This is a genomic window from Falsiroseomonas oryzae, from assembly GCF_027856955.1.
Taxonomy (GTDB): domain Bacteria; phylum Pseudomonadota; class Alphaproteobacteria; order Acetobacterales; family Acetobacteraceae; genus Falsiroseomonas; species Falsiroseomonas oryzae.
The window spans coordinates 1-14,739 of the sequence record NZ_JAPSMD010000101.1 but is presented as its reverse complement, the minus strand read 5'-3'; the positions used below and the strand labels follow the sequence as shown (position 1 = coordinate 14,739).

Sequence of the window (14,739 nt, the reverse complement as noted above, 5' to 3'; positions counted from 1 at the left end):
GCACGGCAGTGGCCGGCGATGTGGCGGAGGAAGCGCCCGTGGCGCGCGCGGTGGAGGACGCGGCCGCGCTGGCGCCGCTGCGTGTCGCGGTCGCCTGCGCCGGCATCGCGCCGGCCGCGCGCGTGGCCGGGAAAAACGGCCCGCACGACCTGGCGCTGTTCGAGCGCGTGATCCGGGTGAACCTGATCGGCACCTTCAACCTGCTGCGCCTGGCCGCGGCGCGGATGACGACGAACGACCCGCTGCCGAGCGGCGAGCGCGGCCTGGTGGTCAGCACCGCCTCCATCGCCGCCTACGAAGGTCAGATCGGCCAGGCCGCCTACTCCGCCTCCAAGGGCGGCGTGGTCGGGCTGACCTTGCCGGCCGCGCGCGAGCTGGCCCGCTTCGGCGTGCGCGTCGTCACCATCGCGCCCGGCCTGTTCCAGACGCCGCTGATGGACGGGCTGACGCCCGAGGCCCGGGAGAGCCTGGGCAGGCAGCCGCTCTTCCCGCAGCGGCTCGGCCGGCCGGAGGAGTTCGGCGCGATGGTCCTCGCAATCGCCGCCAATCCGCTGCTGAACGGGGAGACGATCCGCCTGGACGGCGCGCTGAGGCTGCCTCCGGCCTGACCGGCGCGAGCCAGACCGCCGCCTTTACAACCCGCGCGCGTGCCCGCCGGATCATCGGGCGTCACCTTCATGCAACCTTAACGATCCGTTTACCGATCCGTGACGGACAGCATGCCGCGTCGCGGCTTCCTTCCCGGCCATCCGCCAGGGAACGCACATGTCCTCCACGCTGACGCCGTCCAACGCGATCAACATCACCCCGGTCGCTTCCCTCAATCTGCCGGGCGCCGAGATCGCCGCCTTCGATCCCGGATCGGACCGCCTTTTCGTCACCTCGAATGGTGGGCTGCAGGTCATCAACCTGAGCAACCCGGCGGCTCCGTCGCTGGTCGCCACGCTGAACTTCACCGCAGCGCCGTATGGATTCGCGACCACCGACGTCACCAGCGTCGCCGTGAAGGGCGGCATCGTCGCCGTGGCGCTGCCGGCGGCCAGCAAGGCCGCGAACGGCCAGGTGATCTTCCTGAACGCCGCCGATGGCGCGCTGCTCGGCTCGGCCACGGTGGGCGCGCTGCCGGACAGCCTGACCTTCACGCCGGACGGCACCAAGGTGCTGGTGGCGAACGAGGGCGAATACCTCTCGGACGGCACGCCGGGCGGCAAGGGCTCGGTCTCAATCATCGCCATCGACACTGCTGCCGGCTTCTCGACCAGCGTGCAGACCGCCGGCTTCACCGCCTTCGACGGCCAGGAAGCCGCGCTGCGCGCCGCCGGCGTGCGGATCTTCGCCGGCAACAGCGTCTCCGACGACGTGGAGCCCGAATACGTCGCCATCTCGGCCGACGGCACCAGGGCGATGGTGACCCTGCAGGAGGCCAACGCGGTCGGGTTGCTGGACATCGCGACCGCCACCTTCACCGGCATCGTGCCGCTCGGCACCAAGGATTTCAGCACACTGCTGGCCGATTTCAGCGACCGCGACGGCGCCGGCGCCACCGCGCGAATCAACCTGACCACCGGCAACCCGGTCCTCGGCCTCTACATGCCGGATGCGATCGACAGCTACGAGGCCGGCGGCCAGACCTACTACGTCATCGCGAACGAGGGCGACGACCGCGACGACTTCCTCAATCCGGACGAGACGATCCGCCTGGGCAATGCGGCCTACGACCTCGACGACGTCGCCTTCCCCAACGAGGCGGCGCTGAAGGCCAACGCGGCGCTCGGCCGCCTCGTCGTCTCCAACGCAACGGGCCTGCGCGGCGACACCGACGGCGATGGCGACATCGACCAGATCCTGACCTACGGCGCGCGCTCCTTCTCGATCCTCGACAGCAACGGCGCCATCGTCTTCGACAGCGCCGACCTGATCGAGCGCATCGCTTCGAAGATCGTCGCGACCGCCACCTTCGACGACCGCAGCGACAACAAGGGCCCCGAGCCCGAGGGCATCGAGATCGGCGAGGTCGATGGCCGCATCTACGCCTTCGTCGGGCTGGAACGGTCGCATGTGACGCTAGCCTTCGACGTCACCGATCCGACCGATGTGAGCTATGCCGGCATCGCCCAGCGCCCGGGCGACCTGAACCCGGAAGGCGGGCTGTTCATCTCCGCCACCGATTCGCCCACCGGCGAGGCGCTGTTCGTCTCCACCAACGAGGTGAGCAACAACATCTCGGTCTTCCAGGTGACGCCAGCGGCCAACTTCACTCTGCAACTGCTACACTTCGCCGACGCCGAGGCCGGGCTGCTCGCCAGCCAGACCGCGCCGAACCTGGCCGCGCTGGTCGATGCCTTCGACGGCCAGTACGCGAACACGCTGATCCTGGCCGGCGGCGACAACTACATCCCGGGGCCCTTCCTGAACGCCGGCACCGACCCGGTCGCGCAGGCCGTGCATGGCCGGGGCGGCAATCTCGGCGCCGCGGACATCGAGATCCACAACCGGATCGGCGTGCAGGCCTCCACCATCGGCAACCACGAATTCGACCTCGGCACGCGCGAATTCCGTGACAACGTCGACGACGCGCTGTTCCCATACCTTTCGGCGAACCTGGACTTCACGGCCGATGGCGAGCTCGCCAGCCGCTACCAGGAGACGGTCGGGCAGGGCGGGCTGGAAACCGCGGCGGCGCTGGCCGCGCAGTCACGCAGCATCGCCCCCTCGGCCGTGGTGCGCTTCGGCGACGAGATCGTCGGCCTGGTCGGCGCCACCACGCAGATCCTGGAGAGCATCAGCTCCACCGGCGGCGTAGAGGTGAAGGGTTTCGCCGGCGACGGCAGCGAGGCCAACGACATGGCGCTGCTGGCCGCGCAGCTCCAGCCGGTGATCGACGACCTGCGCATCCAGGGCGTCGACAAGATCGTCCTGATGGCGCATCTGCAGCAGATCGCCTTCGAACAGGCGCTGGCGCCGCTGCTCTCGGGCGTGGACATCATACTCGCGGCCGGCTCCAACACGCGGCTCGGCGACGCGAACGACGTGCCGGTGGCCTTCCCCGGCCACGCCGCGAACTTCGCCAACACCTACCCGATCCTGACGACCGGCGCCGACGGCGGCACCACGCTGATCGTCAACACCGACAACGAATTCACCTATCTCGGCCGCCTGGTGGTGGAGTTCGACGCCCAGGGCAACATCATCCCCGGCAGCCTCGATCCCGCGATCAACGGCGCCTACGCCGCCACCACGGCGAACGTCGCCGCAGCATGGGGCGTGGCCGAGGCCGACCTCGCCACCACCGCCTTCGCCGGGGGCACCAAGGGCGAGCAGGTCGCCGACATCACGGAAGCCGTGCAGGCCGTGATCAACGCGAAGGATGGCGAGATCTGGGGCTACACGAACGTCTACCTGGAAGGCGAGCGCAGCATCGTCCGCAACCAGGAGACCAACTTCGGCAACGTCACCGCGGATGCCAACAAGGTCGCGGCGGAGGCGGCGCTCGGCGACGGCAGCTTCGTGGCCTCGCTGAAGAACGGCGGCGGCATCCGCGCGCAGATCGGTTCCACCGTGGTCGCGACCGGCGAGAAGATCCCGCCGATCGCGAACCCCGAAGCGGGCAAGCCTGCCGGCGCCATCTCGACCCTCGACATCGAGAACGCGCTGCGCTTCGACAACAAGTTGATGGTGTTCGACACCACGCCGCAGGGCCTGAAGAACATCATCGAGCACGGCCTGACCGTGCTCGGCAACCAGGGCCGTTTCCCGCAGCTTGGCGGGGTCAGCATCTCCTTCGACCCGAATGCGGCCGGCACCAGCGCCACCATCCGCGACGTCGCGCTGATCGACGCGGAGGGCACGGTCGTCGCGCGGGTCATCGAGAACGGCGCCATCTCGGGCGATGCGCCCGCGCTGATCCGCCTGGTCACGCTGAACTTCCTCGCCAATGGCGGCGACGGCTACCCGATGCGCGCCAACGGCGAGAACTTCCGCTACCTGCTCGCCGACGGCACGCTCAGCGCGATCGTGCCGGAGGGGGCCGACTTCGCCGACGCCGCGACGCTGGCGCTGTATCCGCCCGTCCTCGGCGAGCAGCAGGCCTTCAAGACCTTCCTCCAGGCCAACCACGCCACGCCGCAGACCGCCTTCGCCATCGCGGACACCCCGGCGGCGCAGGACACCCGCATCCAGAACGTGGACATCCGAACCAGCACGGTGCTGGACGGCGAGACGCTCCCCGGCACCGCGGGCCTGGACACCATCGACGGCACGGCGGGCGACGATGTCATCCTCGGCGGGGCGCGCGACGACCTGGTGGCCGGTCTCGCCGGCCAGGACAGCATCGATGGCGGCGCGGGCAGCGACGACCTCGACGGCGGGACCGGCGCCGACACCATCGACGGCGGCGCGGGCAACGACGTGCTGAAGGGCGGCGCAGCGAACGACACCCTGACCGGCGGCCTCGGAGCCGACACGCTGGACGGCGGCACCGGCGACGACAGCATGGCCGGCGGCCTCTCGGCCGATGCGTATTTCGTCGACTCGGCTGGCGACGTGGTGCTCGAGAGCGGCGCCGGCATCGGCGACACGGTGTTCAGCAGCATCGCCAGCTACACCCTGCCGACCGAGATCGAGGTGCTGGTCCTGCAGGATGGCGCCACCTCCGGCACCGGCAATGCGAAGGCCAACCTGCTGGTCGGCAACCAGCAGGGCAACACCCTGGACGGCGCGGCCAGCAGCGACACGCTGCGCGGCGAGGGCGGCGATGACCTGCTGATCGGCGGTCTCGGCCTCGACAGCCTCGAAGGCGGCATGGGTGCGGACACCCTGGTCGGCGGACGGCGCGAGGACGTGCTGACCGGCGGCGCCGGCAATGACGTCTTCCGCTTCGACGCCGAGGCGGAAAGCGCCCCCGGCGCGCGCGACGAGATCACCGATTTCGTCCGCGGCGAGGACAAGCTGCTGCTGGCCTTCGATGCGAACCGGCTGCTGGCTGGCATCCAGGACTTCGCCTTCACGAGCGAGCCCTTTGCCGCCTTCACCCCGGGCTTCCTGCGGATCGAGGCGGTGGACGCGACCAGCGTGCGGGTGCTGGCGAACACCGATGCCGACGCGGAGGCCGAGTTCGAGCTGCTGGTCCGCGGCACGAACCTGCTCGACGCCTCCGACCTCCTCTGAAGCCCCAGCGGGCGGGCCGCGTCCCGCCCGCGCGTCCCGGCAGCGGTCGCGGCCGCAACACGCCGGGCTGGCAGATGCCCCCCCGGAGCGCCGTTCCGCTCCGGGCCGCGCCTTCCGACGCTTGCCGGGCCCGCAGATGCGGTGCAGGAATGACGGTTCAGCATGCCCGCCGCGCAGGCGGCCAGGGCGCAGGGTCGGCACAGGAACGGGAGATGTCGCAGATGAATCGTCGTGGGATCCTCGCGGCAGGCGGCGTAGCCGCGGCGGCGGGCTTGGCCACGCCGGCGCTGTCGCAGGGCCGGATCGAGTGGCGGATGGTCACGCTATGGCCGCGCAACCTGCCCGGCCCCGGCGTCGCGGCGCAGAAGGTGGCGGACCGCATCGGCGCAGTGACGGCCGGGCGCATCAATGTCCGCCTCTTCGCTGCCGGCGAGGTGGTGCCCGCCCCCGGCGCCTTCGATGCCGTGGCGGCCGGCACGGCGGACCTCTACCACGGCGTGCCCTCCTTCTGGATCTCCAAGAGTCCGGGCATCGGCTTCTTCGGCAGCTTCCCCTTCGGCATGACCGTCTATGAACGGCAGGCCTGGATGATGCACGGCGGCGGCCAGGCGCTGTACGACGAGATCTACGCCCGCTTCGGCGTGAAGCCCTTCAACACCGGCGACAGCGGCCCGCAGTGGCTCGGCTGGTTCCGCCGCGAGATCCGCTCCATCGACGATTTCCGCGGCCTGCGCTTCCGCACCGCCGGTCTCGGCGGCGAGATGTTCCGCCGCGCCGGCGCCTCCGTCGTCACGCTGCCGGCCGGCGAGATCTTCGCCGCGCTGCAGTCCGGCACGATCGACGCCGCCGAGTTCCTCGGTCCCTTCAGCGACGCGCCGCTCGGCCTGCACCAGGTGGCGAAGAACTACTACTTCCCCGGCGTGCAGGAGCCGTCCAGCGCGGAGGAGATCGGCATCAACCTCGGCCGCTGGAACGCGCTGCCCGACGACCTGAAGAACGCGGTCCGCTTCGCCTGCCAGTCGGTGGCGGAGGAGATCACCACCGAATACGACGCGCGCCACCCGGTGGCGCTCGCCGAGCTGGTCAGCCGCCACGGCGTGACCCCACGGGAGGCGCCGCGCGATCTGCTCGTCGCCTTCGGCAACTCGGCCGGGCAGATGCTGGCGGAGTACCGCAACCACCAGGACCCGATGGTGAAGCGCATCGCCGACAGCTACGCAGTGTTCCGCAACCGCAGCCAGGCCTACATGCTGCAATCCTACGCGGGCAACTACGCGGCCCGCGCGCTGCCGATCAACTGGGGGCAGTAGGCCGCTTGCGCCTGCTGCTGCGCCTGGCGGACGGGGCCGATGCGCTGAACCGCGCCATCGGCCTGTCGGCACGGTGGCTGGCCGTGCTGCTGGTGCTGACGCAGTTCGTCGTGGTGGTGCTGCGCTACGCCTATGGCAGCTCCTTTGTCTGGATGCAGGAGAGCGTGACGTATCTGCACGCCTTCCTGTTCATGCTGGCGATCGGCTACGCCTATCTGCTGGACCAGCATGTGCGCGTGGACTTCTTTTACGCCAACTGGTCCGAGCGCACGAAGGCCTGGGTGGACCTGGTCGGCGTGCTGGTCGCGGTGCTGCCCTTCTGCTGGCTGCTGGTCTGGGCCAGCTGGGGCTATGTCAGCGTGTCCTTCCGGCTGGGCGAGGGGCCGATGCAGTACGGCGGCTTGCCGCTGCAGCCCTACCTCAAGGCGCTGATCCTGGTGATGGCGGGGCTGCTGGCCATCCAGGCGCTGTCGGTCGTGATCCGCGCCGTGGCGGTGATCGCCGGCGCGGCCGAGACCGTCTTCCCGCACCGGCAGACGACGGGGGAAGCATGAGCCCGCGTCCGGTCGCCGAGGGACGCGCAGGCCGATGACGAACATCGGGGCCGCCCTCGACCTGATGATGCTGGTCGCGCTGTGCACGCTGATCATGGTCGGCGTGCCGGTGGTGTTCATCCTGACGGGCTGCGCCATCGTGTTCGGCGGCCTCGGCATCCTCTTCGGCGCCTTCGATCCCTTCCTGTTCGGCGCCCTCGCCCAGCGCCTGTTCGGCACCATGACCAGTGAGGTGCTGATCGCCATCCCGCTCTTCGTCTTCATGGGCATGATGCTGGAGAAGTCGAAGATCGCCCCCGATCTGCTGGAAGCGATGGGCCGGCTGTTCGGCACGCTGCGCGGGGGCCTCGCCGTCTCCGTCACGCTGGTCGGCGCGCTGCTCGCGGCCTCCACCGGCATCGTCGGCGCCACCGTCGTGACGATGGGGCTCATCGCGCTGCCGGCGATGATGAAGCGCCGCTACGACCCCGCCTTCGCCACCGGCACGATCTGCGCGGCCGGCACGCTCGGCCAGATCATCCCGCCCTCCACCGTCATGGTCATCCTGGGGGAGGTGCTGGCCGCAGCCTATCAGCAGGCGCAGCTCGCGCAGGGCAAGTTCTCGATCGAGACCATCTCGGTCGGCCAGCTCTTCGCGGGCTCCATGGTCCCCGGGCTGCTCCTGGCTGGCCTCTACATCCTCTACCAGGTCGTCATCTGCTGGCTGAAGCCCGAGGTCGGGCCGCCCATCCCGAAGAGCGAGCGCGGCGACGTCTCCGGCGCTCAGCTGGCGCGCGCGCTGGTGCCGCCGATCGTGCTGATCGTGGCAGTGCTCGGCTCCATCCTCGCGGGTATCGCGACGCCGACGGAGGCCGCCTCGGTCGGCGCGGTCGGCGCCACGCTGCTGGCGGGCCTACGGATCCGGCCGGACCGGCCCTGGCCGATCTATGTCGCCGCCCTCTGCGCCCTCGGCATGGTGGTGCTCGGCAGCCTGTTCGACCTGCGCATCGGCCGGCAGGAAGCGCCCTTCATGGACCGCGCGGCCAGCTGGACGGCCACGGTCATGGCGCTCGGCCTGGGCTGGGGCATTCTCGTCTCGCTGCGGCGCGCCTTCGGCGGCGGCATGCTCGGCGCCGTTTCCCACTCCACCATGACCGTCACGGCGATGATCTTCGCCACGCTCATCGGCGCCACGCTGTTCAGCCTGGTTTTCCGCGGCCTCGGCGGCGACGAGATGATCCGCGCCTTCCTCGAGCAGGTACCCGGCGGCAAGTGGGGCGCGCTGGCGGTGGTGATGCTGGTGATCTTCGTGCTCGGCTTCCCGCTGGACTTCGTGGAGATCGTCATCATCGTGGTGCCGATCGTCGGGCCCGTGCTGCTGCAGATGGACATCGACCCGATCTGGCTCGGCGTGCTGATCGCGATGAACCTGCAGACCAGCTTCCTCACGCCGCCATTGGGGCCGACGCTGTTCTACATCCAGGGCGTGCTGCCGCCCGGCGTGGGCTCGGCGGACGTCTATCGCGGCGTCACGCCCTTCGTGATCCTGCAGGTCATCGGCCTGGCGCTGGTGATGGCCTTCCCGACCCTCGCCACGTGGCTGCCGGACCTGCTGTTCTGACCCGGCGGAGCCCCCGCGCCGCGGCGGCCTTCAAGCCGGCGCCGAGGGCCAGAACCACGACAGCAGGACTCCCGCCGCCGCCAGCCAGAGCGCGACGACCGCCCAGGCGCCGGCAAGGCTGCGCGGACGCTGGCCCGCTGCCTCCGCCGCGGCGCGGCATTCCGCCAGCACGGCCGGCGGGATCAGCCGCCGCACCGCCAGGATGCCGAGCGGCACGAGGATCAGGTCGTCCAGGTAGCCCAGCACCGGGATGAAGTCCGGGATCAGGTCGATCGGCGAGAGAGCGTAGGCCGCGACCGCCAGCGCCAGCGCCTTCGCGTGCCAGGGCGTGCCGGGATGCCGCGCGGCGAGCCACACGGCATGCACGTCGCGCCTGAGGCCCCGGGCCCACAGCTTCGCCGTTTCCAACATGACAGCCCTGTCACGCCGCTTCCCAAGCCGCGCCCGCATCGCTAAGCACGCGGCCGATGCCCGCCCCCCTCATCCAGACGCAGCAGGTCGTCAAGCGCTTCGGCGCGCTTGTCGCCAACGACCACGTCGATCTGACCGTCGAGGCGGGCGAGGTCCACGCGCTGCTCGGCGAGAATGGCGCGGGCAAGTCCACCCTGGTCAAGATGCTCTACGGGCTGCTGCAGCCCGATGCCGGGCGCATCCTGTGGCGCGGCGAGAAGGTGGTGCTGGACGGCCCCCGCGCGGCCCGCCGGCGGGGGATCGGCATGGTCTTCCAGCACTTCTCGCTGTTCGAGGCGATGACGGTGGCGGAGAACGTCGCCCTCGCCCTGGACGGCGACGAGCCACTGCCCCGCATCGCGGCCCGGCTGGCCGAGGTCTCCCGTGCCTATGGCCTGCCGCTGGAACCGGGGCGGGAGGTCTGGCAGCTCTCCGTGGGGGAACGGCAGCGGATCGAGATCGTCCGCTGCCTGATGCAGGACCCGCAGCTGCTCATCCTGGACGAGCCGACCTCCGTGCTGACGCCGCAGGAGGCCGAGGGCCTCTTCGCCACGCTCGACCGCATCCGCGCCGAGGGCCGCGCGGTGCTCTACATCTCCCACAAGCTCGAGGAGGTGCGCCGCATCTGCGAGGCCGCGACCATCCTCCGCCACGGCAAGGTCGTGGCGCGCTGCGACCCGCGCGCCGAAAGCGCCGCCAGTCTCGCGCGCATGATGGTCGGCAGTACCGTGCTCGGCGTGACGCATGAGGCGGCCGCGCCGCAGGGCCCGGTGCGGCTGGCCGTCGCCAGCCTGTCGCTGCCGCCGGCCGAGGCTCATGGCGTGGCGCTGCGCGACGTCTCCCTCTCGCTGCATGGCGGGGAGGTGTTGGGCATCGCGGGCGTCGCCGGCAACGGACAGGACGAGCTCTTCGCCGCGCTCTCCGGCGAGCGGCTGGCCCCGCGCGCGGAAGCGGTGTTGCTGGACCGCCGGCCGGTCGGCCGTGAGGGGATCAACGCCCGCCGCCGCCTCGGCGCCGCCTTCGTGCCGGAGGAACGGCTGGGCCATGCCGCGGCGCCGCGCTTCCCGCTGAGCGAGAACGCGCTTCTGTCGGGCCATGCCGCGGGCGGCTTCGTCGCCGGCGGCCTGGTGCGACGCGGGCAGTTGCTCGGCTTCGTGGACGAGGTGACGCGCACCTTCGACCTGCGCAAGGGCACCCGCGACCCGGAGGCGCGCGCGCTGTCCGGCGGCAACCTGCAGAAATTCACCGTCGGGCGGGAGATCCTGCGCCGCCCGATGGTGCTGGTGGTGGCGCAGCCCACCTGGGGCGTCGATGCCGGCGCGGCGCGGCGCATCCGCCAGGCGCTGCTCGACCTGGCGGCGGAAGGCTCCGGCGTGCTGGCGATCAGCCAGGACCTGGACGAGTTGCTGGAGATCGCCGACCGCATCGCAGTGATGTTCCACGGCCGGCTTTCCGCGCCGCTGCCGGTGTCCGGTCTGACGCGCGAAACGCTCGGCCTGCTGATGGGCGGCTCCGGCTTCCCGGCCGACGCGCCGGAGGCAGCGTGATGCGGCTGGTGCTGGAAAGACGGAGCGAGACCCCGCTGGCGCTCAGGCTCGGCTCCCCGCTGCTGGCCGTGACGCTCACGCTGGCCTCGGCCTTCGTGATCTTCGCCGCGATGGGCCAGGACCCGCTGAACGCGCTGCATGTGTACTTCATCGCGCCGCTGTCGGATTCCTGGGGGCTGCAGGAAGTCGCGGTGAAGGCGACGCCGCTCGTGCTGATCTCGGTCGGGCTCGCGCTCTGCTACCGGTCGAACAACTGGAACATCGGGGCGGAGGGGCAGTTCCTGGTGGGCGCCATGGCCGGAGGCTGGTTGGCGCTGGCTACGCATGGCGCGCCGGACGGTCCCTGGCTGCTGCCCGCCATGCTGGCCTGCGGGGCGCTGGGCGGCGCGCTCTTCGCGCTGATCCCGGCGCTGCTGAAGACGCGCTTCGGCGCCAACGAGATCCTCACCTCGCTCATGCTGGTCTATGTGGCGGAGCTGCTGCTGGACTGGCTGGTGCGCGGCCCCTGGCGCGATCCGCAGGGCTTCAACATGCCGGTCACCGTCACCTTCGAGCCGGAGGCGGTGGTGCCGCTGCTGCTGGAGGGCGGGCGGCTCAACATCGGCACGCCGATCGCCCTGCTGGTCGTGGCGCTGCTGGCCGTGCTGGTCGGCCGCACGCTGAAGGGCTTCGAGATCCGCCTGGTCGGGGAGGCACCGCGCGCCGCGCGCTTCGCCGGCTTCGACGAGAAGAAGCTCACCTGGACGGTCTTCGCCATCTCCGGCGCGCTGGCGGGGCTGGCGGGCATCCTGGAAGCCGCGGGCACCGTGCGCATGCTGCAGCCCGGCATCTCGCCGGGCTACGGGTTCACCGCCATCATCGTCGCCTTCCTGGGCCGGCTGAACCCGGTGGGCTGCCTGGTCGCCGGCGTGTTCCTGGCCGTGACCTTCATCGGCGCGGAGAACGCCCAGATCATGCTCCGCCTGCCGCTGGACGTGACGCGCGTGTTCCAGGGCCTGCTGCTGTTCTACGTGCTGGCCTGCGACACGCTGCTGCTCTACCGGCCGAGGCTGGTGAGGGGCGCGCACGCATGACGCTGCTGGAAGCCATCCTCCTGACGGTCATCACCGCCTCCACCCCGCTGCTGATCGCCGCGATCGGGGAGCTGGTGGTGGAGAAGTCGGGCGTGCTGAACCTCGGTGTCGAGGGGATGATGATCATGGGCGCGGCCTGCGGCATCGTAGCGGCCATCGCCACCGGGTCGGGCGCGCTCGGCGTCATCGCCGCCATCCTGGCGGGCATGGCGATGGCCGCGCTGTTCGCGGCGCTGACGCTCGGCCTCGCGGCCAACCAGGTGGCGGCCGGGCTGGCGCTGACGATCTTCGGCATCGGTCTCTCGGGCGTGGTGGGCGCCGCGCATGTCGGCGCGCAGCGCGCCGGGATCGGCAAGCTGGAGATCCCGGTCCTGGCCGACATCCCCTTCCTCGGCCCGCTGCTCTTCAACCAGGATCCCTTCGTCTATGCCTCCTTCGCGCTGACCGCGGGCGTCGCCTGGTTCCTGACGCGCAGCAAGGCCGGGCTGGTCCTGCGCGCCTGCGGCGAGAGCGCAGCCTCCGCCCATGCGCTGGGCTACCCGGTGCTGCGCATCCGCTTCCTGGCCATCCTGTTCGGCGGCGCCTGCGCAGGGCTGGCCGGCGCCTATCTCTCCCTCGTGCTCACCCCCTTCTGGACCAGCGGCATGACGGCCGGGCGGGGCTGGATCGCGCTGGCCATCGTGGTCTTCGCCAGCTGGCTGCCCTGGCGCGCGGCGCTCGGTGCCTATCTCTTCGGCGGCATCACCATCCTGCAGCTGCATGCGCAGGGCGCCGGCTTCCGCGTGCCGCCGCAGCTGATGTCTGCCCTGCCCTATCTCATCACCATCGTCGTGCTGGTGCTGATCATGCGGCTGCGCCGCGGGGGCACCGCCGGCCCGGCCGGTCTCGGCCTGCCCTTCGTCCCGGACCGGTAGTCGCCGGCATGAAATTCGCTTAACACGCGCGCCACGCAGCCCCCTTCGAAGGAGCCCCGCCCATGACCCTCACCCGTCGCCACCTGCTCGGCACGGCCGGCGCGCTTGCCGGCGCCACGACGCTCGGCCGCACCGCGGAGGCGCAGCAGCGCCTGAACGTCGGCGTCGTCCTGATCGGCCCGGTCGGCGATTTCGGCTGGTCGCACATGCACGACCAGGGCCGCCGCCGCATGGCCGAGGTGCTGGGCGACCGCGTCAACGCCACCACCGTGGAATCCGTGGCCCCGCCCGATTTCGACCGCGTGGTCACGCAGCTGGTCCGCACCGGCCACCGGCTGATCTTCACCACCAGCTTCTCCTATTTCGCGCCGACGCAGCGCCTGGCGCCGCAGCACCCGCAGGTGTTCTTCGAGAACGCCACGGGCCCGACCACGCTGCCCAACATGGCAATCTACAACGCCCGCTTCTACGAGGGCCGCTACATCCAGGGCGTGATCGCCGCCCGCAAGTCGCGCAGCAAGACCATCGGCTACGTCGCCACCTTCCCGGTGCCGGAGGTCATCCACGCCATCAACACCGTGATGCGCGGCGCCTGGTCCGTGGACCCGTCCATGAAGGTGCGCGTCGTGTGGGTGAACGCCTGGTCCAACCCGGCCCGCGAGGCCGATGCGGCGCGCGCGCTGATCGACCAGGGCTGCGACGTGCTGTGCAGCCACACCGACGGCCCCGCGCCGCTGCAACTGGCGGAGCAGCGCGGCATCTTCGGCTTCGGCCAGGCCAGCGACATGACACGCTTCGCGCCCCGCGCCCACCTGACCAGCAGCGTCAACAACTGGGGTGACTACTACGCCGAGCGCGCGCAGGCGGTGATCGCCGGCAACTGGCGCCCGACCGATACCTGGGGCGGCCTGGGCAGCGGCATGTTCCGCATGGCGCCCTTCACCAACATGACGCCGGAGGAGGTGAGCGAGGCCGAGCGCGTCCGCGACGCCATCGCATCCGGCCGCCTGCATCCCTTCGACGGCCCGATCGTGCGCCAGGACGGCACGCAGGTCATCGCCGCCGGCCAGCGCCTGACGGACGACCAGATCCGCGCGCAGAACTACTTCTACCAGGGCATCGAGGCCGCGATCCCCGGCTGAGGACCGCTCGGCGCCCGCCTTCTCCCTCCCCCGCGCGCGGGGGAGGGTCGGGGTTGGGGCGCGTGCGAGCGCCCAGACGCCGACCGGCCGGCCCTCACCGCCGCCCCGCCGGCGTCCCCTCCCCGCCCAGCCCGGCCAGCATCTCCTCCTCCGCCGCCAGGTGCAGGCGCAGCAGCGCCTCCAGTCCGAACAGCGTCCGGCGCAGCTCGGGGCCGAGCGCGCCCCATTCCCCGCCCTCCCCGGCCAGCCGCAGCAGCACGCCGATCCGCTCGGCCAGGCCCTCGATCTCGGTGTGCATGCGTACCAGCGGCGCCAGCGGGTCCTGCCCGCCCAGCCGCTGCGCCGCGGCGGGGTAGAGCGCGCGCTCCTCCTCCTGCTGGTGCGGCACCAGCTCGGCGCGCAGCCGGCGCTCCACATCGGCCAGCGCGGGCAGCGCCGCGGGCGTCGGGCCGATCGCCTCCGCCCCCTCGCGCAGCGCCTCGGCCAGCTGGCGCAGGCCGGCATGCTCCGCGTGGCGCTCCGTGAAGCCGCTCTCCGCAGGCAACACGGCCGGCGCGGCCTCGTCGGCGCCTGGGCGCAGCGCCGTCAGGGCGAAGAGGATGGCCAGGACGTCGATCGCCTCCTGCAGCACCGCGCCGGCCAGCGGCGGCAGGTAGCCCAGCGCCGCCACCACCATGGCGATCCCCGAGAGACCCATGCCGAGCGCGATCGCCTGCAGGGCCACGCGGCGTGCGCGGCGCGCGATGGCGATCGCCTCCGCCACGCGGTCCACGCGGTCCACCAGTAGCACGACGTCGCCCGCCTCCGCCGCCGCCGCCGTGCCATGCGCGCCCATGGCGATGCCGACATCGGCCGCCGCCAGCGCCGGCGCGTCATTCACGCCGTCGCCCACCATCGCGGTCGGCGCGGCCTCCGCCTCCTCGCGCACCGCGGCGATCTTGTCGGCGGGCGACTGGCCCGCCAGCACGGCATCCAGCCGCAGC

11 protein-coding genes are annotated in these 14,739 nt (G+C 71.4%); 9 read left to right on the top strand and 2 right to left on the bottom strand.

All coding sequences use genetic code 11. From position 1 onward, the window contains the following. The 5 genes from OZN99_RS12410 to OZN99_RS12390 all read left to right on the top strand — a co-directional run. On the top strand, positions 1-608 hold a 608-nt coding region (locus OZN99_RS12410; protein WP_270935553.1), incomplete at its 5' end, for an SDR family NAD(P)-dependent oxidoreductase. Between the two features lie 157 nt (positions 609-765). Next, complete coding sequence (locus OZN99_RS12405; RefSeq protein WP_270935552.1) at positions 766-5,166, top strand: choice-of-anchor I family protein; 4,401 nt, start codon at positions 766-768, stop codon at positions 5,164-5,166. Between the two features lie 221 nt (positions 5,167-5,387). Further along, positions 5,388-6,476 (top strand): TRAP transporter substrate-binding protein, encoded by a 1,089-nt coding sequence (locus tag OZN99_RS12400; RefSeq protein WP_270935551.1) that lies wholly within the window; start codon positions 5,388-5,390, stop codon positions 6,474-6,476. A 5-nt stretch (positions 6,477-6,481) separates the two neighbouring features. Continuing rightward, positions 6,482-7,030, top strand: coding sequence for a TRAP transporter small permease subunit (locus tag OZN99_RS12395; protein ID WP_270935550.1), 549 nt, complete (start codon positions 6,482-6,484; stop codon positions 7,028-7,030). A 34-nt stretch (positions 7,031-7,064) separates the two neighbouring features. After that, positions 7,065-8,630, top strand: coding sequence for a TRAP transporter large permease (locus OZN99_RS12390; RefSeq protein ID WP_270935549.1), 1,566 nt, complete (start codon positions 7,065-7,067; stop codon positions 8,628-8,630). A gap of 30 nt (positions 8,631-8,660) precedes the next feature. Here the strand turns inward: OZN99_RS12390 and OZN99_RS12385 are convergent, their stop codons facing one another. Continuing rightward, entirely contained in the window at positions 8,661-9,041 is a 381-nt protein-coding gene (locus OZN99_RS12385) for a YkvA family protein (protein ID WP_408611834.1), read from the bottom strand. Positions 9,042-9,097: 56 nt separating this feature from the next. On the opposite strand from OZN99_RS12385, the gene OZN99_RS12380 reads away from it, so the two are divergent. From OZN99_RS12380 to OZN99_RS12365, 4 genes are all read left to right on the top strand, one after another. Beyond that, positions 9,098-10,627: an ABC transporter ATP-binding protein gene (locus tag OZN99_RS12380; RefSeq protein WP_270935548.1), complete on the top strand. Its 1,530-nt coding sequence runs from the start codon at positions 9,098-9,100 to the stop codon at positions 10,625-10,627. Further along, positions 10,627-11,700, top strand: a complete 1,074-nt coding sequence (locus OZN99_RS12375) for an ABC transporter permease (protein WP_270935547.1) — start codon at positions 10,627-10,629, stop codon at positions 11,698-11,700. The genes OZN99_RS12380 and OZN99_RS12375 overlap by 1 nt, the downstream gene beginning before the upstream one ends. Continuing rightward, positions 11,697-12,614, top strand: a complete 918-nt coding sequence (locus OZN99_RS12370; RefSeq protein ID WP_270935546.1) for an ABC transporter permease — start codon at positions 11,697-11,699, stop codon at positions 12,612-12,614. Before OZN99_RS12375 ends, OZN99_RS12370 begins: the two co-directional genes overlap by 4 nt. Before the next feature lie 62 nt (positions 12,615-12,676). Beyond that, positions 12,677-13,756, top strand: a complete 1,080-nt coding sequence (locus tag OZN99_RS12365) for a BMP family ABC transporter substrate-binding protein (RefSeq protein ID WP_270935545.1) — start codon at positions 12,677-12,679, stop codon at positions 13,754-13,756. 94 nt (positions 13,757-13,850) lie between these two features. Here the strand turns inward: OZN99_RS12365 and OZN99_RS12360 are convergent. Further along, a partial coding sequence (locus OZN99_RS12360; protein WP_270935544.1) for a heavy metal translocating P-type ATPase occupies positions 13,851-14,739 on the bottom strand: 889 nt, incomplete at its 5' end.